General features: G+C 35.7%; 18 protein-coding genes. 11 read left to right on the plus strand and 7 right to left on the minus strand.

Features of this window, described 5'->3' with window-relative positions; genetic code table 11:
- The 5 genes from crdB (at window position 1) to C6H25_RS03960 (ending at window position 7,263) form a co-directional block, all read left to right on the plus strand.
- Complete coding sequence (gene crdB, locus C6H25_RS03940) at window positions 1-1,242, plus strand: copper resistance outer membrane protein CrdB (protein WP_104748165.1); 1,242 nt, start codon at window positions 1-3, stop codon at window positions 1,240-1,242.
- Window positions 1,239-2,273 carry an efflux RND transporter periplasmic adaptor subunit gene (locus tag C6H25_RS03945; RefSeq protein WP_104748166.1) on the plus strand — a complete coding sequence of 345 codons (1,035 nt, stop codon included), beginning with the start codon at window positions 1,239-1,241 and terminating at the stop codon, window positions 2,271-2,273. Before crdB ends, C6H25_RS03945 begins: the two co-directional genes overlap by 4 nt.
- A 2-nt stretch (window positions 2,274-2,275) precedes the next feature.
- A complete protein-coding gene (locus tag C6H25_RS03950; RefSeq protein ID WP_104748167.1) occupies window positions 2,276-5,374 on the plus strand; it encodes an efflux RND transporter permease subunit in 3,099 nt (1,032 codons plus the stop codon).
- A 79-nt stretch (window positions 5,375-5,453) separates the two neighbouring features.
- The gene (crdR, locus tag C6H25_RS03955; protein ID WP_104748168.1) at window positions 5,454-6,095 is read left to right on the plus strand and encodes a copper response regulator transcription factor CrdR; all 642 of its coding nucleotides are present in this window, start codon (window positions 5,454-5,456) and stop codon (window positions 6,093-6,095) included.
- A 55-nt stretch (window positions 6,096-6,150) separates the two neighbouring features.
- A complete protein-coding gene (locus C6H25_RS03960) occupies window positions 6,151-7,263 on the plus strand; it encodes a sensor histidine kinase (RefSeq protein WP_158653868.1) in 1,113 nt (370 codons plus the stop codon).
- A gap of 2 nt (window positions 7,264-7,265) precedes the next feature.
- On the opposite strand, the gene C6H25_RS03965 is transcribed toward C6H25_RS03960, so the two are convergent.
- Genes C6H25_RS03965 through dnaJ form a run of 3 tightly spaced genes read right to left on the minus strand, consistent with a single transcriptional unit; the run spans window position 7,266 to window position 9,401 of the window.
- Window positions 7,266-7,604: a branched-chain amino acid transporter permease gene (locus C6H25_RS03965; RefSeq protein ID WP_104748170.1), complete on the minus strand. Its 339-nt coding sequence runs from the start codon at window positions 7,602-7,604 to the stop codon at window positions 7,266-7,268.
- Window positions 7,598-8,284: an azaleucine resistance protein AzlC gene (azlC, locus tag C6H25_RS03970; RefSeq protein WP_104748171.1), complete on the minus strand. Its 687-nt coding sequence runs from the start codon at window positions 8,282-8,284 to the stop codon at window positions 7,598-7,600. Before azlC ends, C6H25_RS03965 begins: the two co-directional genes overlap by 7 nt.
- Before the next feature lie 10 nt (window positions 8,285-8,294).
- Window positions 8,295-9,401, minus strand: a complete 1,107-nt coding sequence (dnaJ, locus tag C6H25_RS03975; protein WP_104748172.1) for a molecular chaperone DnaJ — start codon at window positions 9,399-9,401, stop codon at window positions 8,295-8,297.
- A gap of 121 nt (window positions 9,402-9,522) precedes the next feature.
- Between dnaJ and C6H25_RS03980 the strand changes: the two genes are divergently transcribed.
- On the plus strand, window positions 9,523-10,653 hold the full coding sequence (locus tag C6H25_RS03980) for a hypothetical protein (protein WP_104748173.1): 1,131 nt from the start codon (window positions 9,523-9,525) through the stop codon (window positions 10,651-10,653).
- Between the two features lie 89 nt (window positions 10,654-10,742).
- Here the strand turns inward: C6H25_RS03980 and mnmA are convergent, their stop codons facing one another.
- Complete coding sequence (gene mnmA, locus C6H25_RS03985; protein WP_104748203.1) at window positions 10,743-11,771, minus strand: tRNA 2-thiouridine(34) synthase MnmA; 1,029 nt, start codon at window positions 11,769-11,771, stop codon at window positions 10,743-10,745.
- Between the two features lie 154 nt (window positions 11,772-11,925).
- Here mnmA and C6H25_RS03990 point away from each other — a divergent pair, with 154 nt between their 5' ends.
- Together C6H25_RS03990 and C6H25_RS03995 are read left to right on the plus strand one after the other, a co-directional pair.
- Complete coding sequence (locus C6H25_RS03990; RefSeq protein WP_104748174.1) at window positions 11,926-15,804, plus strand: vacuolating cytotoxin domain-containing protein; 3,879 nt, start codon at window positions 11,926-11,928, stop codon at window positions 15,802-15,804.
- A 52-nt stretch (window positions 15,805-15,856) separates the two neighbouring features.
- Entirely contained in the window at window positions 15,857-16,627 is a 771-nt protein-coding gene (locus C6H25_RS03995) for a J domain-containing protein (RefSeq protein WP_104748175.1), read from the plus strand.
- On the opposite strand, the gene nadD is transcribed toward C6H25_RS03995, so the two are convergent.
- Together nadD and nikR are read right to left on the minus strand one after the other, a co-directional pair.
- The gene (gene nadD, locus C6H25_RS04000; protein ID WP_104748204.1) at window positions 16,624-17,142 is read right to left on the minus strand and encodes a nicotinate (nicotinamide) nucleotide adenylyltransferase; all 519 of its coding nucleotides are present in this window, start codon (window positions 17,140-17,142) and stop codon (window positions 16,624-16,626) included. The two genes, C6H25_RS03995 and nadD, sit on opposite strands and share 4 nt — an antisense overlap.
- A 12-nt stretch (window positions 17,143-17,154) precedes the next feature.
- Window positions 17,155-17,601 (minus strand): nickel-responsive transcriptional regulator NikR, encoded by a 447-nt coding sequence (gene nikR / locus C6H25_RS04005; RefSeq protein WP_104748176.1) that lies wholly within the window; start codon window positions 17,599-17,601, stop codon window positions 17,155-17,157.
- A 474-nt stretch (window positions 17,602-18,075) separates the two neighbouring features.
- Here nikR and exbB point away from each other — a divergent pair, with 474 nt between their 5' ends.
- From exbB to C6H25_RS04020, 3 genes are read left to right on the plus strand one after another with little or no spacing between them, the layout of a single operon-like run.
- Window positions 18,076-18,516: a TonB-system energizer ExbB gene (gene exbB / locus C6H25_RS04010; RefSeq protein ID WP_104748205.1), complete on the plus strand. Its 441-nt coding sequence runs from the start codon at window positions 18,076-18,078 to the stop codon at window positions 18,514-18,516.
- Window positions 18,513-18,902, plus strand: coding sequence for a TonB system transport protein ExbD (exbD, locus tag C6H25_RS04015; RefSeq protein WP_104748177.1), 390 nt, complete (start codon window positions 18,513-18,515; stop codon window positions 18,900-18,902). Before exbB ends, exbD begins: the two co-directional genes overlap by 4 nt.
- Entirely contained in the window at window positions 18,868-19,722 is an 855-nt protein-coding gene (locus tag C6H25_RS04020) for an energy transducer TonB family protein (RefSeq protein WP_104748178.1), read from the plus strand. The genes exbD and C6H25_RS04020 overlap by 35 nt, the downstream gene beginning before the upstream one ends.
- 151 nt (window positions 19,723-19,873) lie before the next feature.
- Here the strand turns inward: C6H25_RS04020 and C6H25_RS04025 are convergent, their stop codons facing one another.
- The gene (locus tag C6H25_RS04025; RefSeq protein ID WP_104748206.1) at window positions 19,874-20,617 is read right to left on the minus strand and encodes a TerC family protein; all 744 of its coding nucleotides are present in this window, start codon (window positions 20,615-20,617) and stop codon (window positions 19,874-19,876) included.
- Window positions 20,618-20,621 lie beyond the last annotated feature (4 nt).

A 20,621-nucleotide genomic window follows, 5' to 3' on the forward strand; every position in this document is an offset into this window, starting at 1 on the left:
ATGCGCACGCTACTTTTTAAAAAAGGCGTGTTCGCACGCTTTTTAGGACTTTTTTTGGTTGGGTTAGCTTATAATTCAGAGCTACTAGCCCAAGATAACATTCAAATAACCACTATTTATTCCAAATATCTTTCTAAAAATCAAAAAATACAAGCCTTACAAGACCAAATTGATGCTTTAGGCTCTAAAGCAAAGGTAGTTAGCAAATGGGATAACCCTATTTTGTATCTAGGCTACAACAACGCTAATGTGAGTAATTTTTATAGGCTTGATAGCACCCTAATGCAAAACATGAGTTTAGGTCTATCTCAAAAAGTAGATTTAAATGGTAAGCGTTTCACGCAATCTAAGATTATAGACTTAGAAAAGCAAAAAAAGATTTTAGAGCTTAAAAAAACCAAACAACAATTAGCAATTAATTTGATGATAAATGGCATTGAAAATTATAAGAATCAGCAAGAAATCAAGCTTTTAGAAGTAGCCATTAAAAACCTAGATAACACACTTTATAAAGCCAATAATTCTAGCTCGCCCAATCTTGTAGCGATTGCTAAATTAGAAATTTTAAAATCACAATTAGAAATCAAAAAGAATAATTTAGAAGATGCCTTGCATAACAGCCATTATGTGATGAGCGAATTAACCTTTGGAGGAAATGAGCTTTTAAGCATTGCCCCTAAAAATTTTGAACTCAATAGAGAGCAAGAAATGCAAAAAATTAGCTCCACTAACTATGATATTGCTATGGCTAGAATTGATGAACAAAAAGCCCAAAAAGACATCACTTTAGCTAAAAAAAGTTTTTTTGAAGATGTGAATGTAACCGGCGTGTATTATTTCCGTAGCCAACGCTACTATAACTACGATATGTTCAGTATCGGCGTGGCAATTCCTTTACCTATCTATGGCAAGCAAGCTAAATTAGTGGAGCAAAAAAAGAAAGAAAGCCTTGCCTCAAAAAGCGAATTAGAAAACGCTAAAAACAAAACGCACCACTTGGCTTTGAAACTCATTAAAAAAATTGAAACCTTGCAAAAAAACTTGCAAGCGATTGATAAAATCTTAAAAGCCAATGAAAAAATCGTGCAAATCTATGCTGATGACTTGCCATCTGGTAGCGATTACAACGCTTATTACAATTCGTTTAACGACAAAATCAACATTGAAATCACTCAGCTTGAAACTTTAAGCACTTTAAATAGTGCTTATTTGTCTTTACAAAACCTTAAAGGATTAGAATGAAACTCTCTTTAATTTTAGCACTTGCTTTAACGCTAAGCTTGAACGCTACCCAACAAGATAATAAAACCCAAACAGAAACTAAGCAAACCCAAAAAACAACCGCTTTAGCCAAGAGTAAAACGCATTTTAATATCTCTACGACTAAGGTCATAGAAAAAGAGTTTGCACAAAGTCGGCGTTATTATGCGACTTTAGAGCCAGATGAAAGGCTTATTTTTTCTCAAAATGTGCGTTTTGATGGCTATGTAGAAAAGCTTTATACCAATAGGACTTATACGCCGGTAAAAAAAGGCGAAAAATTACTCACTATCTATTCGCCAGAATTAGCGAGCGTGCAAAGCGAATTGCTATCCTCATTGAAATTCAACCACCAAGTGGATGCGATTAAAGAAAAATTACGCCTTTTAGGCTTAGAAAATTCTAGCATTGAAAAAGTGATTAGCACGCATAAAGTCCAAAACGAAATTAATATCTACTCTCGTTTCAACGGAATCATTTTTAGAAAAAGCAAGGACTTAAATGAAGGAAGCTTTATTAAAAAAGGGCAAGAGCTTTTTCAAATCATAGATTTAAGCAAATTATGGGCTATTGCTAAAGTTAATCAAGAAGATTTAGAGTTTTTAAAAAACACAACTAAAGCCACTTTATTTGTAGAAGGGATTAAGGGTAAGCAAGAAATCACGCTTGAAAACATCAATCCTATTGTCAATGAAAAAGACAAAATGCTAGAGGCTCGTTTCAATGTGCCTAATTCTAAACTACTCTACTACCCTAACATGTTCGCTCAAGTAGAAATCTTTCAAAAAGCTAAAAAAATGAAAGTCTTGCCTAAAGAGGCGGTTTTGATTAAAGGGGGGAAAGCGATTGTATTTAAAAAAGATGATTTTGGTTTAAGCCCTTTAGAAATTAAAGCCACTCGTTTAAGCGATGGGAGTTATGAAATTTTGGAAGGTTTAGAAGTGGGCGAAGAAGTCGCTAATAATGCTTTATTTGTGCTAGATGCAGACGCTCAAAATAATGGGGATTATTAAAAATGATAGAAAAAATCATTGATTTAAGCGTTAAAAACAAGCTTATAACAACTCTAGCCACTCTGCTGATTTTCTTAGGCTCTATGTGGGCGATTAAAACCGTGCGCCTTGACGCTTTGCCTGATTTAAGCCCCGCACAAGTGGTCGTGCAAATCACCTACCCTAACCAAAGCCCAAAAATTGTGCAAGAGCAAGTTACTTATCCGTTAGTTTCCACTTTTATGAGTATTGCTAATATTGACACGGTTAGGGGCATTTCTAGCTATGAAAGCGGATTGATTTACATCATTTTTAAAGATGGCGTGGATTTATACTGGGCTAGAGATAGAGTCTTAGAGCAATTAAATAGAGTAGGCAACTTACCTAAAGACGCTAAAGTAGAAATAGGAAGCGATTCTACTTCTATTGGCTGGGCGTATCAATATGCCTTGCATAGCGATAGCAAGAATTTAAGCGATTTGAAAGTCTTACAAGATTTTTATTACCGCTACGCACTTTTAGGCGTTGATGGGGTGAGCGAAGTAGCAAGTGTAGGAGGCTTTGTCAAGGATTATGAAGTTACGCTTAAAAATGACGCTTTAGTGCGTTATAACCTAAGCTTAGAGCAAATCACAAATGCGATTAAAAAGTCTAATAACGATACCGGTGGGGGCATTATCTTAGAAAATGGATTTGAAAAAATCATTCGTGCTTCTGGTTACATTAAAACCTTAAAAGACTTAGAAGAAATTGTGGTTAAAAAAGAAGGGGCAATCCCTTTAAAAATCAAAGACATTGCGAGCGTGAGATTAACGCCAAAACCACGAAGGGGGGCGGCAAATTTAAATGGCGATAAGGAAGTGGTGGGCGGAATTGTTATGGTGCGCTATCACGCTGATACCTATAAAGTTCTCAAAGCCATTAAAGAAAAAATCGCTACTTTACAAGCGAGTAACCCTGATGTGAAAATCACAAGCGTGTATGATAGAAGCGAGTTGATTGAAAAAGGCATTGATAATTTAGTGCATACGCTCATAGAAGAAAGCGTGATTGTTTTAATCATTATTGCGATTTTCTTGTTGCATTTTAGAAGTGCGTTAGTGGTGATTATCACTCTACCCTTAACCGTATGTATTTCTTTCTTGCTTATGAGATATTTTAATATTGAAGCAAGCATTATGAGTTTGGGGGGCATTGCGATTGCTATAGGGGCTATGGTAGATGCCGCCATTGTTATGGTAGAAAACGCTCACAAGCATTTGCAACACATTGATATGAATGACAACACTCAAAGAGTGAATGGTATTATGGAAGGGGTTAAGCATGTAGGTGGGGCGATATTCTTTGCTTTAATGATTATTGTGGTCTCTTTCTTGCCAATTTTCGCACTCACCGGTCAAGAGGAAAAACTTTTTGCCCCTTTAGCTTATACCAAAACCTTTGCCATGCTAGTAGGAGCATTATTATCTATTACAATAGTCCCCATTTTAATGGTATGGCTCATTAAAGGGCGGATTTTAGAAGAATCTAAAAACCCTATTAACGCCTTTTTCATCAAAATTTATGGCGTGTGCTTGAATTTTGTCCTTAAGTTTAGATACGCCTTTTTAGCACTTAGCGTGCTAGGTTTAGGGGGCTTGTATTTCACTTATAAGAAACTCCACTGGGAATTTATACCCCAAATCAATGAAGGGGTTATTATGTATATGCCTGTAACGACTAATGGCGTAGGCATTGATGTCGCCCTAGAATATTTGAAAAAAAGCAATACCGCCATTAAACAACTAGATTTTGTCAAACAAGTCTTTGGTAAAGTGGGGCGTTCTAACACTAGCACTGATGCGGCAGGACTAGCAATGATAGAAACTTACATTGAATTAAAACCACAAAGCGAATGGAAAGAAAAGCTTAGTTATAAAGAAGTGAGAGACAAATTAGAAAAAACCTTACAATTAAAAGGCTTGACTAATTCATGGACTTACCCCATTCGTGGCAGAACTGACATGCTCTTAACCGGTATTAGAACGCCTTTAGGCATCAAGCTCTATGGTAATGACACGGATAAATTACAAGAATTAGCCATACAAATGGAGCAACAGCTTAAAACCCTAAAAGAGAGCTTATCTGTCTTTGCAGAGCGTTCTAACAATGGCTACTACATCACACTAGATTTGAATGATGAAAATCTAGCTCGTTATGGCGTGAATAAAAGTGCGGTATTAGATACCATTAAATTCGCCCTAGGTGGTGCTACGCTCACAACCATGATAAATGGTGTAGAAAGCTACCCTATCTCTTTACGCTTAGAAGACACAGACAGAAACACGATTGAGAAATTAAAAAATCTCTATATCAAAACCGCCTACAATTACATGCCCTTAAAAGAATTTGCCCATGTGTATTATGATAACTCTCCGGCGGTGTTAAAAAGCGAAAAGGGCTTGAATGTGAATTTCATTTACATAGTGCCACAAAATGGCGTAAGCTCTGATGCCTACAGACAACTAGCCATAAAAGCGTTAGAAAAAGTGAAATTACCTAGTGGGTATTATTATGAATTTAGTGGCGAAAGCAAGTATTTAGAAGATGCGTTTAAGACTTTACAATACATCGTGCCGGTGAGTATCTTTATCATCTTTATTCTCATTGTCTTTGCTTTAAAGAATTTCACTAACTCCTTATTATGCTTTTTCACTCTACCTTTTGCGTTCTTAGGGGGGTTAATCTTTATGAATGTGATGGGCTTTAATATGAGTATAGCGGCGTTAGTGGGCTTTTTAGCCCTTTTGGGGGTGGCGAGTGAAACGGCTATTGTAATGATTATCTATTTAGAAGATGCCTACCAAGCGTTTATTAAAACACCCTTAGTAGAACAAACTAGTAGCAAACTAAAAGACGCTATCATGCATGGAGCGGTGCTTAGGGTAAGACCCAAGCTTATGACCTTTTTTAGCATTCTAGCATCACTTATTCCTATTATGTATAGTCATGGCACAGGAAGTGAGATTATGAAATCTATTGCTGCCCCCATGCTAGGGGGCATGATGAGTAGCGTTGTCTTAACGCTTTTTATTATCCCCACAGCGTATTTTGTGATTAAGAATGTGAGAATTAAAAAATAACCCTTTATATCGCCCCCTTATCTTAAGGGGGTAGTCTTTTTTATCATTCTTTGAGCCTTCTTTTTGCTACAATACCCCTATGCAAAAAAAGATTTTTTTACTAGAAGATGACTATCTCTTAAGTGAGAGTATCAAGGAATTTTTAGAACATTTGGGCTATAAGGTAGCTTGTGCTTTTAATGGCGAAGAAGCTTATGAAATACTTTCTATTGAGCGTTTTCATCTCTTGCTTTTAGATGTGCAAGTGCCTAAAATGAATAGTTTAGAATTATTTAAAAATATCAAAAACGATTTTTTAATCTCTACGCCTACGATTTTCATCACAGCATTACAAGACAATGCCACTTTAAAACATGCCTTTAACTTAGGGGCGAGCGATTATTTGAAAAAGCCTTTTGACTTAGATGAATTAGAAGCACGCATTAAACGCTTTTTTAATGATGAGCCTATAGAGATTATGCCTAACATTTCTTATTGTAATGGTGTTTTAAATATCCATAATCAACAAGAAGTTTTACAGCCCAAAGTCGCTAAACTTTTAGAATACTTTTTGGAGCATAAAAATCAAATCATTAGTTCTCAAGTCTTAGAAAATAACCTATGGGAACAGCCTATTGAGGATTCTACTTTACGCACTTATATTAAAGTGTTGCGTAAGTTTTTAGGCAAAGATTGTATACAAACGCATAAGGGGGTGGGCTATTGTTTTAAACCACTATGAGAAAAAATCTCTCAAACTCTTTTTAGGGGTTTATTTAGGCTCTTCGTTTGTTTTAATGCTGATTATTGGCATTCTATTTTTTAACTACGAAAAAAACATGCAATTAAGAGCCATGCGAATAGATATGAACGCTACGATACACAAAGCCACTAGCGAAATTATAGAATTACACATGCAATCTCATGGAAAATACCAGCAAGCCCTAGAAACTTTTATTTCACACCATACAGATTTAGAAATCGCACTTTTTGATAGCAGACACAATATTCTTTATTCTACGATTAAAAATGCTAAAGAAATTATCAAAAACCATAAAGATATAGGCTTTTATGAAATTAAAAACAACTATTACCTAATCAGTGATAGGACATTCGCCCATTTAGGCGTGGCTAAAATGCTTTTTAAAAATTCTAAGCCCTTAAATTTTTCTTCTTTATACCGCAATATTGTTTTGGTGTTTGTAGTGGCGTTTTTATGTGTGATAGGGATTTCTGTTTTCTTGGGGCGTTTGTTTTTAAAGCCCATTAGAAATGAAATCACTCGCATAGACAATTTTTTAAAAAACACTACGCATGAATTAAACACTCCTATGAGTGCCTTACTTTTATCGTTAAAAACCTTAGAAGATAACGAGCAACACCGCCGTATTAAAATAGCCATTAAACGCATGAATTTTTTGTATCGCTCACTCTCTTGCTTAGTTATGCAAGATATTGAGCGTGAATGCCCCATCATTTTAGATTTAAAAGCCCTCATTATGAAAGAAAACATGCTTTTTAGTGAGATAATAGCCTATCATAAGCTTGAATTTAAAAGTGAGCTTGCCATCGTGAAATTTAAAGCTAGGGAGCAAGATTTCATTTCGCTTTATAGCAATTTATTGATGAATGCGATTAAATACAATGTAGTGCATGGGTATATCCATATAGAGCTAACGCCTGAGTTTTTGAAAGTTACAAATTTAGGGTATGAAATTCCTAAAGATAAGATTGATGAGCTTACGATTCGCTATGCGCATTTCAATTCTAGTGTGTTAGGCTATGGTATAGGACTAGACTTGGTTAAAAAGGTATGCGAAAGTTATAAAATGCGTTTAGTCATTCATAGCGAACCTTGTTTAAACAGCTCGTTTTATGAAAATTCGTTTTGCGTGGTGTTTGAAAACTGAAATTAAAATATTTTTTCTAACACATGGCTTTGAGTTAAAAACATATAGAGAATGGTAGGTATCGTAATGCTTAAAACAAACGCCTTAAAAACTTGGTGTAAAAAGACAACCGACAAAAAAGCGATGATTTCATTAATCCCATAAGGGGGTTCTAAAATTTGAGTGTCTTTAAAACAATAAACCACTAGCATGCCTATCACTGAACATGATAAAGCCCTGCCTAAATAACGCACAAAATCATTAGGCGGATTTTTAGCATTAAATACGATAAAAGGCCAAATGCGAGTGAAATAAGTTGTAAGCATGACCACTAAAATAATGAGTGTAGAATGCTCTAACATTCTAATTTCTTCCTAAAAAGAATGAGAGCAAGCACCATTAAAATAAGAGCGATAAGTAAAAAATATTTAGCCCCAAAAAGAATTAAACAAATAGTAGCAATAATAATCCCTAGCCATGCGTTTTTATGGTTAGTGGTGCGTTTGTATTGCTCCATAAACAGCACGATAAAAATCGCTGTCATCACAAAACCCATGCCTTGAGTGTCAAAGGAAAAATGCGAACCCACTAATGAACCTACTAAACACCCTAAAACCCAATAAGAATGATTAAGTAAAGTGATACTAAAAATAAAATCTTCTTTATTAACCCCTTTCTTAGGCTCATACAAATTTAATAAGGCAAAGGTTTCATCAGTGAGTGCGTGGGCCAAATAGGGTAAACGCCATTTGGTGTTTTTAAATTTATCTAACATAGAAAGAGCGTAACAAGTTTGTCTCGCATTCACTAGCAAAGTAACAATAACGACATTCATCAAGCTTGATTGTGTGCTTAAAAGCGTGATAGCCACAAACTGACCCGCCCCAGCATAGATGAATAACGCCATAAATAAGGCGGTTTTATAATCATAGCCATGTTGGACTAAAAGCACTCCAAAAGTGATTCCCATAAGCAAATACCCTAAAAAAATAGAAATGGTATAAGGAAAAGCGTTTTTAAGGGCTTTTAGAAAGTCATGCATAAAAAAACCTTTATTTAAACCAGTCCTTAAATTTAGAAATACAAGTTTCTAAAACATTTTTATGCGGTTCGCTTTCATAGCCAAAACTTGCATGCAGTTTTTCTAATAATTCTTGTTGCTCGTTACTCAAGCTTTTAGGATAAATCACTTTTAATACTACGATTAAACTCCCCCTATAAGAGCTTTGGGGGTCTTTCACGCCTTCATTTTTAAACGCAAAAGTTTGCTTATCTCTAGCGTTTCTAGGAATTTTTAATTCTAATTCGCCTTTTAAAGACGGCACTTTAATATGAGAACCAAGTGCTATAGAAGTGAAAAAAACCGGAGCTTCAATGATTAAATCACAGCCTTGCCGTTTAAAATGCTCATCTTCTTTCACTTGTGCTTCTAAATACAAATCCCCTCTTCTACCTTTTATATATTCATTCCCTTTATTTTGAATAACTAAGCGGTTTTGATTGTCAATGCCTTCAGGAATTGGCACTTCAATTTCTTCATTCTTAAGCGTATAGGTTTTGCCCTTACACGCTTGGCATGGGGTTTTAATCATTTTGCCCGCCCCCTTACAAGCCCCACAAGTTCTAGCAATACTCATAAAACCTTGACGCATAAACACTTGCCCTTGTCCGTTGCATTGTTTGCAAGTCTCTAAAGCTTTATCCTTAGCTCCTGTGCCATTACAAACTTCACAAACGCTTTGGTATTGAACCTTAATCGTTTTTTTGCAACCAAAAACCGCTTCTTTAAAGCTCAATTCAACTGCATGCAAATAATCAGGCTCAATAGAGCTTTTTTGCTTTTTAGCCCCCCTAGTGTTAAACCCAAACGCACTTTCAAAAATAGAGCCTAAATCTTCAAAAATATCCGAAAAACCACCTTGGCTAAAGCCCCCTTGTTCTACGCCTTGCTTACCATACCTATCGTATAAGGCTCGCTTGTTTTCATCGCTCAATACCCCATACGCTTCGTTAATAAGCTTGAATTTTTCTTCGGCTTCTTTATCGCCGGCATTTCTATCAGGGTGGTATTTTAAAGCGAGCTTTCTATAAGATTTTTTGATGGTCTCTTGACTGCTGTGCTGCTCTACTTCTAAAATTTCATAATAACTTAATTCCACATTCGCTCCAAAAATGGCATAAAAATTTCTTATTTTATCTTAAAAGCTATGGGTTTGCGTGTTTTTCACGCATAAAAACGAGATAAAATAGACGCCATAAAACTACAATAAAGATAATTCAATGAAACTTTTTTGCATTATGGTTTGTTTTTTAACTTTCTCAAACGCACAGATAATGATGACTTTTGATTCTCAAGCAAATACCAAGCTCGCACGCTCTAACGAACAACTTGCTAACATGCTCTATAAGCTCACCGAAAGTTTGCAAGTCTATCAAAATGTGCTTTTGAACAATCAAAACCAGCTTGCAGAAATCAAAAAGGCTAACAGCACTCTAGCAAGTCAAAGGCGTTTTTTGAATGCGAGTCAAATCCGCCTTATGGATATTAATCCTTTATTAAAACAAAGTGCTTTAGAATTAGAAAAATTACAAGCCCTAGAAAAACGCTTGAAAGAGAGTGTAGAACAAGAACGCTTAATAGAGCAATCTAAAATGATTTTTTTACAAGAGCATTGCCCCTATTTAAGTGATATTAAGTCCTTAAAAGAAGCCACAAATTCTTTAGAAATCCAAGAGCAAAAGAACGCCCTTTTCTTACTCAAAGAGCCTAAAACAGCTAATTTACTTTCACAATTAGATTTAATGAGTGCTTCAAAAATCTTGTGCGAACAGGTTTTAGAAAATCAAATGCAAAATGAAAAATTCCACAATAAGACCTTAGAATACAACGCTTTAGTCAATAAGGATTTTCAAGCTTACCAAGCCTTGCGTTTGAAAAAATTCCACAATGAGCTTAAAAATCAAATTCAAGCCAAAGAAGACGCCCTACAAACCTTTTTACCCCTAGAAAAACGCCTAGAGACTTTAAAATCACAATTCTTATGCGACAAAAAACATTTAAAATCATGTGCCAATCAATTGCAACTCCGCTATCAAAACGCCCTAATAGAGCGAGACAAAGAGTTAAAAAACACTGAGGGCAATAAAGAAAAGCAAGCCCTAATCTTAGCGAATTATGAGCACACTCTAAAAACCTTAAGCGTAGAATTTTTAAGCGAATTAACTAAACAAATGGCATTTTTAAATGAGACTATGGCATTAAACGCAAAAGTTCTAGCCACTCTAGCCAAAGGGCATTCTAAATTTTCCTATCCAAAGCCCTTAATCTCTAGCGATGAAAGGGGCTTAACAAATCCTAAATACATTCACTTAGATTCGCATGGATTTCCTAGCTTAGAAAATTTTAAATAAAAGTGGATTAAGTTAAAAAATAAAAATGCCAAGCGTCTTTAATCAAATCATACAAGAGCTAATATGGCATAACAAGCGATAGTAAGCCCTTAAATAATCACGCCCCCACCAAGCACTACATCATTTTCATAGACTACCAAAGCTTGTCCGCTTGCCACACCATAAAAAGGCTCTTTAAATTCCACTTCAATCATCTCGCCCTTTAAACTTACGAACGCTTTTGTGGGGATACTTCTATAACGAGCTTTCACTAAATATTCGCCACTTTTAAAATCTTTCATCAAGGATTTGTTAGTGGCTTTTATAAAATGCGTGGCTAAATCTTCTTTTTTACCCACAACTAGCTCGTTATTCTTAGCATCAATCTTAAGGACAAAATGCGGTGTATGCGCTCCCTTAACACTAAAACCCTTTCGTTTGCCGATAGTGTATTGCATATAGCCTTTATGCGAACCTACTATCTCGCCTTGTAAATTCTTGACTACGCCCTCCTTTTCTACCTCAACATGTTGTTTTAAAGTATCAATGTAACTTTTTTCTACAAAGCAAATTTCTTGAGATTCCTTATAAGTCTCTAAAGTGCCTAAGAAAGGCATCGCTTTTAAAGCTAAAGGTTTAATATCATTTTTCAACAAACCCCCTAAAGGAAACACTAATTTAGCAATCACTTCATGCTTTAGAGCGTATAAAAAATAGCTTTGGTCTTTAGACTTGTCAAAGGCTTCTTGAATGTAACTGACTTTATCTATCTCTTTAACTCTCGCATAATGTCCGGTAGCGATTTTTTCACACCCTAATTTTAGAGCGTAATCTAGGGCTAGTCCAAACTTCATTAAAGGGTTGCATAAAGCACATGGATTAGGGGTTTGCCCTTTTTCATAAGCTAGGATAAACTCATCATAAACCGCACTTTTAAAATCCTTTTGAAAGTCTAAAACTTCTAAAGGAATGCCTAAAAACTCGCATGCTTTTTGAGTGTTTTTAATGTATAAGTCATGCTTTTTTTCACTCGCATGGAGTTTGAGATAAATCCCCACTAACTCATGCCCTTGTTCTTTTAAGCTATAAGCGCTATAAGAGCTATCCACGCCCCCACTTAGTAATACGGCTATTTTCATTTTCCATTCTTTCATTAATTGATTATTGGCTTGTAGTCTAGCACAAAAACCCTTTATGGTTACCATTTTTAAGCGCTCACATGTCAAACGCATGCTAAAATAGCCGATTTATAGGTTATGTGTATTAACCTATTATTATACCAAGATAAAGCCCATGAAAGCCTTAAAAAAATTAAATAATATTTATAAATGTTTATTAAATCAAAGTTTTATCTCTGTCTTAGCGTTGCTAGGTTTTTTTGAGAATAAATTGGTGGCGCAAAGCTATGATTTAGGAAAAAATAGCGACATTGTTAGTTGGATGAATGCTAATAACTATCAAACAGGCAGTGGGAGTATAAGCACTCTTTATAATTGGGGAAGTTACTATTGCTTTGGTTATTATTGTGGAACAAGTGGAACTTTAATCGGCGATAAAGGCGTTAACTATACGCTTAATGGCTTCACTTATGCGGGCGGTAATATAACCTTTAATTTGGAACAATCTAGTATTTCTTTAAGTAATGATGATTTTTATAGCTATTATAGCAGTCAAGTTAATAACGCTATTAACGCTCAATCCATCAACCTTAACAACTCTCTAACAATAGGCAAAGGTGGCGGTTATACAACCTTAAATCTAAACAGCTCTAATATCAACGCTAATAATGCCAATATCCAAGTAGCCAATAACTCTAGCCTTACTTTTAATGGCAACACTACTTTAACCAACTCCCAATTAACAAATAATAGCACTTCACACATTGATTTTAAAGACCAAGCAACTTTCAATGACACGACTTTTAATAGTGGGGTGTATAATTTTAGTAGTGGCAATATAGCCTTTAATGGCGATACTTTCAATCAAGGCATCTCTTTTAGTTTTGGCTCTAATGATATTAAATTTTCTAACACAAACACCTTAAATTCAAAAACGCCTTTTAAGAACCTTAAGGGGAATGTATCCTTTAGCTCTAACGCTGTTTTTAACATCAATCAAACGCTTTCTAAAAATCAATTTTATGACATTCTTCATACAAATGGGACAATCAACTATGGCAATAACTCCAATTCTTTATGGGATTTGATTGATTATCAAGGTCAAAAGGCTATTAGCGATAAAAGTTTAGGCAATGGCGTTTATGATGTAGTTTATGATATTAACAACCAAGATGAAACCATTCAAGAGACTTTTTCGCAAAATTCTATTAAAACCAAGTTTTTAGGGGTTACTAAAAAACCCACACCAATGCCAAAACCAACGCCCATTGCCCCAACCCCAAAAGTATTATCTCAATCTGTTTGGAATGGCGTCTATAACCTTACTAATCAAACTCATTCACAAAAAGGCATTTACTATATTGACCCTAATGCCCCCAATCAAAGCGGGCAGAGCGGAAACACTCTAACTACTTATAGCTTAGGTGGTGGGAGCTTTAATGTCAATGCCAACAATGGCACTTTGGTTATAGGAAATAATCAAGCAACTACGAGCAAAACTCAAGGCACCATTCGTTTTGGAGGGACAGGGTTGCAAGGTGGCTTAACGGGTAAAATTACAGGTTCTTTTAGCGCTCAAAACATCTTTTTTACCAATCATTTAGTAACGGGCAATAGCTTTAATACAGGAGGTTCAGCTAATCTCAGCTTTAAGGCGAGCGAAAACCTTACACTTAATCAAGCCACCATCACAAATGGCTATGTGGGATTATATTCTTCTTCTGAAACTTTTAGTTCCAACCAAGCACTCCAAATTCTCAATTCTTCTTTTAGCGATGATAGTGGCGGAGGCTTTAACTTTAAAGCTAATACCCTAAACATTAGCCAAACAAACTCTTTCACTCTCAAAGATGGCGGACAAATCAGCTTTAGCGCTAATGCGCTCAATTTCTCTGGGACTAACTCGTTTAATTATAGCGATGGCGGAACTTTAAATTTCACAAGCAACGCCAATGATTTAAACATACTAGGGACTAACAGCTTTAATTTCACTAATGGAGGCACAATCAATTTTAAAAGCGCTAAAAGTTTGAATTTTAGCCCTAAGACGAGCTTTAATTTTCAAAATGCTAGTGGGACTTTGAATTTGCAATCTAATGCTCTTTCTAACATACAAATCCAAAGTATTAATGCTAGTAATGGTATTAACATTCATTCTCAAGGCAATAATCTTAGCGTAAGTCAAGGCACTATCAGCGCTCAAAACAACTCTATCCAAATCACAGCTAAAAATTTTATTGATAAGGGGAGCATTAATTCTAACGCTCAAACTACCTTTAATACTAATGCAACTATTAGCAACCTTTCTTTAGGCGCTAACGCCACTTTGCAAGCCAATAATCTTAATATCTTACAATCTATGTCATTACAAAGCAACCAAGATATTCAAGGTAATTTCACTCTCTCTAGTGGGGCTAATCTCTCGCTTAGCAACAACGCTACTTTAAGCACTAATAAGCAAGCTAATATCTATGCCTCTTCCAATAAGGCCTTTTTAAACTTTAATCTCAACGCTAATAACACCACTTACACGCTTTTAAACGCCAAGCAAGGCATCAACTACTTTTTAAATGGCGCTAATGTTATGTCTAATCTCAAAGACTATTTAAAACTCTATACGCTCATAGATTTTAACAACCACCACTTAACATGGACTGATGGCAAGCTTACTTATGATAATAAAAGCGTTCAAATTTTAGATAATGGACTGATTGTGCGTTTTACTAATTCTCAAAATGAAACGATGGAATTAAGTCTAGGCTACAATCAAATCCGTGTGGCTATCGGTAATGCTAGTTTGACTTCTAACGCTCCTAATATCTCGCAATACATTAAAGAAATCATGGGTCAAAAAGCCCTAGATAGTATTAAATCTTTAGGAGGTAATCAAGGGTTAAGTTGGCTTAATCAGCTTATTGTAGAGGCTCATAGCCCTCTTTTTGCTCCCTCTTATCTCAAAACCACTAGCGTGCAAGCCTTAGAAAAAATCCTTAGAGACTTAGACAACGCTTTAGAACAAATCTCTAACACTTCTTTAAAATCCCAAGCCACCCAAGATTTGCAAACTAATACTTACATTGACCAAATGAATCGTTTAGTCAAGCTCTCTGATTTTAACGCTAGAGTGCCTTTTGAATTTGATGAAAGCATTGAGCGTTATAAAAACGAACGCTTAGCAAGCTCTTCTAATCAAAATATTTTGTCTCTTATCGCTTATAAACCTCCTAAAAAATACCGCTATAATCTTTGGGCAAGCGCTATTGGTGGGGTTAGCTTGATTCCTCAAGGCTCAGGCACTCTTTATGGAATGAATATCGGTGCAGATAGCTTGTTTAAAGACACTATTTTAGGGGGTTATATTGCTTATGCGTATAGCAGTTTTAGAGGGAGTTTAACGCATAATAATGGTAATAATGTGAGCGTAGGGCTTTATGCAAGGAAATTTTTCAAACGCCAAGAATTAACTTTTAGAATCAATGAAACTTATGGGGGGAATAACGCCCAATTATTTTCTAACAACCGCATTCTCTCTGCCTTAAACCAACAATATGATTACAACACTTACACCACTCAAATTGCAAGCAATTATGGCTATGATTTTTTATTGAAAAACCGCTCCATTGTTATTAAACCTCAAGTAGGATTGACTTATTATTACATTGGCGTGGGCCAACTGCTAGGCAAGAAACTTGACCCCCTTTATGAGCAGTTTAAAATTAGTGCTGACCCCGCTAACAAACAAGTTTTAGATTTAGAGCTTGCGTTAGAAACACGCCATTACTATGGAAAAAATTCTTATTATTTTGTTATTGCTGGGGTTAGTAGGGATTTATTCTTGCATTCTTTGGGCGATAAGGTCGTGCGTTTTGTAGGGGAAAATTCATTGAGTTATAGAAATGGACAAGCTTATGGCACTTTTGCTAATCTCACTACCGGAGGCGAAATGCGTTTGTGGCGTTCATTATATGTGAACTTAGGTGTTGGCATGCGCTTTAATCTTAGCTATACTAACATTAGCACTATGGGTAATCTTGGTATGCGCTATATATTTTAAGATTAGATATAATTAAACTTTGAGTAAAATTTTTAGGGAGTTTTAAAGCTAAATGGCAAAAATTGAATTGTTGGCGAATTACACACAAATTTCGCTAAGAAATGACCATTCCTTGCTTAAAAAAGTTTTAGCATACGCCAAAAAGCATTTTAGCCAATGCCACATGCTCTCTTCATCTTTATTGATTTTAAACGATACAGAATGCTTTAAGAAAAATTACTTGCTTAATTGGGTCTATCACGCCCTTGAATGCGAGCATAATAAAGATATCAGCGAACACTCACTTGATGTGGTGTTACAAAAAAGCCATTTGCCTATACGCATTAAAATCATTAAAGAAAACGCCCTTTTAGAAAACGCTGAAATTAAAGTCTTAGCTTTTGGGGTGGAATATGTGCTGTTTATCACTGAACACCCTATTGCCAAGCGTTTCTTATGCCAAAGGTTTGCCCCCTATATAGTCCTAGACGCCGATAACGAACTGCATACTAGAGGTAGCACGGAACGCTTTTGGGAATTAGTGCTAACGCTCAATGAAAATAAAATCGTGCATAATGTATGCTTGCATTTTAGCCATCCTAACGGCTTTGATAATGAGAGCTATACCACTATGGCAGAGCGAAAACTGAAAGAATGCTATAAAACGCTAGGCTTTATCAAGCACGAGCATTTTGATATTGTTAAAAAACGCTATTTAGAGCTTGCTAAAACTTACCACCCTGATTTGCATGCCCATAAAGAACAAAAAGCCTTGTATGCCAAGCGCTTTGCTATCATTCAAGAGGCATACCGCCATATCAAAACGCATCAAAAATACGCTTAAAGTCTTGCTAGATTAGCCCTAATCGCACTTGATGAAATAGGCACATCAATGCCTTTTAAAGGAAAATAAAGCCCCCTAAACTCTACTTTTTCATAACCAATTCTTTCAAAAACCACTAGCTCAACTTTTTCTAAAAGCTCTGTAGCGTTTTTCCATGAGGGCAAACTAGCTAAACAATCCGCTCCAATCACTAAATAAAGCGTCTTTGGCTCAAAAATCTCTTGAAAATAACGCACACTTTCTATCGTTGACACAGCACGCTGTTGCTTAATCTCAAAATCGCTCAAAATAACTCTTTCAAAACCTTTTAAAGCCTTTTCTAATTGATTAAAACGAGTTTTTGCATCTAAAAAACATGGTTTTTTAAAAGGGTTTTGATAGGCTGGTAAAACAATCAGTTGGGCTATAGGCAGTAATTCTAAAGTTTGCTCAACAATGGCTAAATGCGCTCTATGCAAGGGGTCAAAGCTCCCCCCATAGAGAGCTATCTCGCTCCCCTTAAGTTTTAAATCTATTGATTGCAAAAACTACTCACTAGCCTCAAAGCTAGACGCTTTGGTCAATTTGGCAAACTTTACACCCTTTAACCCCCCAATCTCTAGTTGCAAACGCTGGATTTCACTAGAACTTCCCTTTAAAATAATCGTTTCCAAACAATTATGTGTATCCATATGAACATGAGTGGTGCATAATACATGGGTGTTGCTATCATGCTGAATGTCTATCATGCGCTGGTTTAACTCTCGTTGATGATGATCATAAATCACCACTAAAACAGCGATTTTATCTTCCTCGCTAGGATCGCCATCTTTCCAACTATCTTCTACTAGCTTTTCTCTAATCATATCGCGCACTAATTCTGAGCGAGATGAATAGCCGTTTTTAATAATACGATTGTCTAATTCATCTAACAAATTCTGTTGTAAAGAAACTGAAAAACGAATCGTTGAATCTTCTTTGTAATGTGTATCCATAAAAGCCCCTTTCTAAGCCAAAAGCTCTTCTTTATTCTAACTAAAATCAACACTAAAAACAAATTTTATTAAAAATAAAATTTATCTCCTTAATTATGCCGATTATGCCGACCAACTCTAATGTCTTGCTTATTACCCAATGCTTAAGACACCACTTGCATGCTACTAAATTTATATTAACTCCAACTTAATCATTTTTTAAAAACCATTTGTTTAGAATAATCTAATAATATTTTAAGTAATACTGATTGTAGTTGTAAAATGGTAGTTTGCTTAGTTTTTAAAATTGGTTATAATTATCAAATCGGTTGTTATTGACTTGTTATTATTAAATCAATATAATAAACAACCTAGTATTTTCTATCATTATTAAAGCATTTATGCGAATATTTTGTTTCAATGCTATCCTTTGTGTTTTTGAGCATCTATGCTTTGACTATGGTCTTTAAATTTCAAAAAATAAGGAGCTTTCTTATGGGAGAAGGTTTTTCAGTTCAATTATTGAAAGATTATGTAGATCTTTTCGTGTTTGTTGCACTTGGAATTGCAAGCTTTTTAGCGGTATGGTTTGTTATTGAGAGAATTATTTTTTATTCTAAAGTTAAGTTAAACGCCTACCAAGATATTGATGCTCTTAATATTGATTTAACTAAGAATTTGACTATTCTTTATGTGATTTATTCAAACGCACCTTATGTGGGATTATTAGGAACGGTTCTAGGAATTATGGTAACTTTCTATGATATGGGCGTTAGTGGTGGCATGGATGCTAAAACGATTATGGTCGGTCTCTCTTTGGCTTTAAAGGCGACGGCCCTAGGTCTTGCTGTAGCTATTCCTACTTTGATTGCTTATAACTGCTTGCTTAGAAAGTCTGATGTTTTGAGCGAAAAATTTAGGATTATGACAAAATGAAAAGTATCAAGCGAGGTGATGGACTCAATATTGTCCCCTTTATTGACATCATGCTAGTGCTACTAGCGATTGTGTTAAGCGTTTCTACTTTTATCGCTCAAGGCAAAATTAAAGTTAATCTTCCTAGTGCCAAAAGCGCTGAAAAATCCCAGCTAAGCGAGCAAAAAGTCATTGTTATTTCCGTAGATGAACATGATGGTCTTTTTGTAGATGATAAGCCTACAACCTTAGAGGCACTCGGAGAAATTATCAAGCAAGCTGACCCAAAAACCCTTGTGGACTTGAAGAGCGATAAAAATTCACGCTTTGAGACTTTCATTAGCATTATGGATATTTTAAAAGAGCATAACCATGAAAACTTCTCTATCTCCACACAAGCTCATTAAGGTTTCAACCCTTTCGGGCTTTATCATCACTTTTTTACTCTATGCTGGGGGTTTAGCCTATTTTTTATTGCGCGAAGATGCCCCTATGGCTCTAGCTCAAGCTGGCACAACTAAGGTTACAATGAGTTTAGCAAGCATTAACACCAATTCTAATGTAAAAACTAACGCTGAATCTGCTAAACCCAAAGAAGAGCCTAAAAAAGAAGACCCAAAGAAACAAGAAAAGCCAAAACCCACCCCTAAGCCTAAGCCCAAACCCAAGCCAACACCAAAACCTAAACCCACTCCAAAACCAACGCCTAAGCCTGAGCCTAAGCCCACTCCAAAACCTGAGCCAAAAAAAGAGGAAGAACCTAAAAAAGAAGAACCCAAGAAAGAGGAGCCTAAAAAAGAAGAACCTAAAAAGGAGACCAAGGAAGAAACAGCCCCTCAAAAAACGGCTACCAAAGACCCTATAAAAGACAAGAAAAAAGAAGAGCAGTCTAACAAAACTTCTGAGGGTGCAACCTCTGAGGCTCAAGCCTATAACCCCGGTGTCAACGATGAATTTTTGATGAAGATTCAAATGGCAATTTCATCTAAAAACCGCTATCCAAGAATGGCACAAATCAGAGGGATTGAAGGTGAAGTGCTGGTGAGTTTCATTGTTAATTTAGATGGCAGTGTAACAGATATTAAAATCGTTAAAAGCAATACTAGCGAGATTTTAAACCATGCGGCTTTAGAGGCAGTTAAAAACGCTGCAAGCTTGTTTCCTAAACCTGAAGAAGCTGTGCATTTAAAAATTCCTATTGCTTACACTCTCAAAGAAGACAGCTAGAAAAGCTTTTAAGAGTTGATTGCCCCAACCAACTCTTATTTTTAAAAGCGTTTAAATCTCATTCAAATGCCTTAAAAGACAAGCAATTTATAAAGCAATAATAAGAAACTAGGCTTATTGATTGGCTTTCTGTAGTTTTGTGGCTACTCTTTTATGTTTTATTTTGTTGTTTTTCTATAAAGATGTTTAAGCACTCCACTAATAATGCAAACCCTATGCCTACATATAAATAATTCTTATTGATATGCACATGCACTCCCTCTAAAATCAGAGTTAGTCCCACAAAAAATAAAAAGACAAACGCTAGAGTCTTCACACGATGGTATTTTTCAATAAAATCTCCAATTATCTTAGAAAAAAATAACATCACAATTACGGCTAATACTACCGCTAAAACCATAACTTCCAAATGCTTGGCAATGCCTACTGCCGTAATCACTGAATCTAATGAAAAGACTATATCAAGGAGCATGATTTCTATTAAAGTTACAAAAAATCCTAACGCCTTAGTCTGATAACTCTCTTCACTTAAGAAAGCTTGAGACTTCAACTCCATAAGCCCTTTATACATCAAAAAAATACCCCCAACAACTAGCACAACATCACGCCAAGAAAAGCTGATTGTAGCGATTGAAAATAAAGGCTTTTCTAAATGGCTTACCCAAAACAATGCCCCCAAAAGCATGATGCGAGTTAGCATGGCCAAAGAAAGCCCTAAAATGCGTGCCTTATCTTGCTGATGCTTTGGCAATTTGCTAACAATCACAACTAGAAAGATAATATTATCAATCCCTAAAACAATCTCTAAAAGCGTGAGTGTAAGGAGTGAAAGAACGCCATGCCAAGTAAGAAAAATGGCAGAAAGAGCGTCTAGCAGTGTGCCAAGATTTCCCATAAAA

Origin of the sequence: Helicobacter cetorum, assembly GCF_900198405.1 — a bacterium.
In the GTDB taxonomy this organism is placed as follows: domain Bacteria; phylum Campylobacterota; class Campylobacteria; order Campylobacterales; family Helicobacteraceae; genus Helicobacter; species Helicobacter cetorum_C.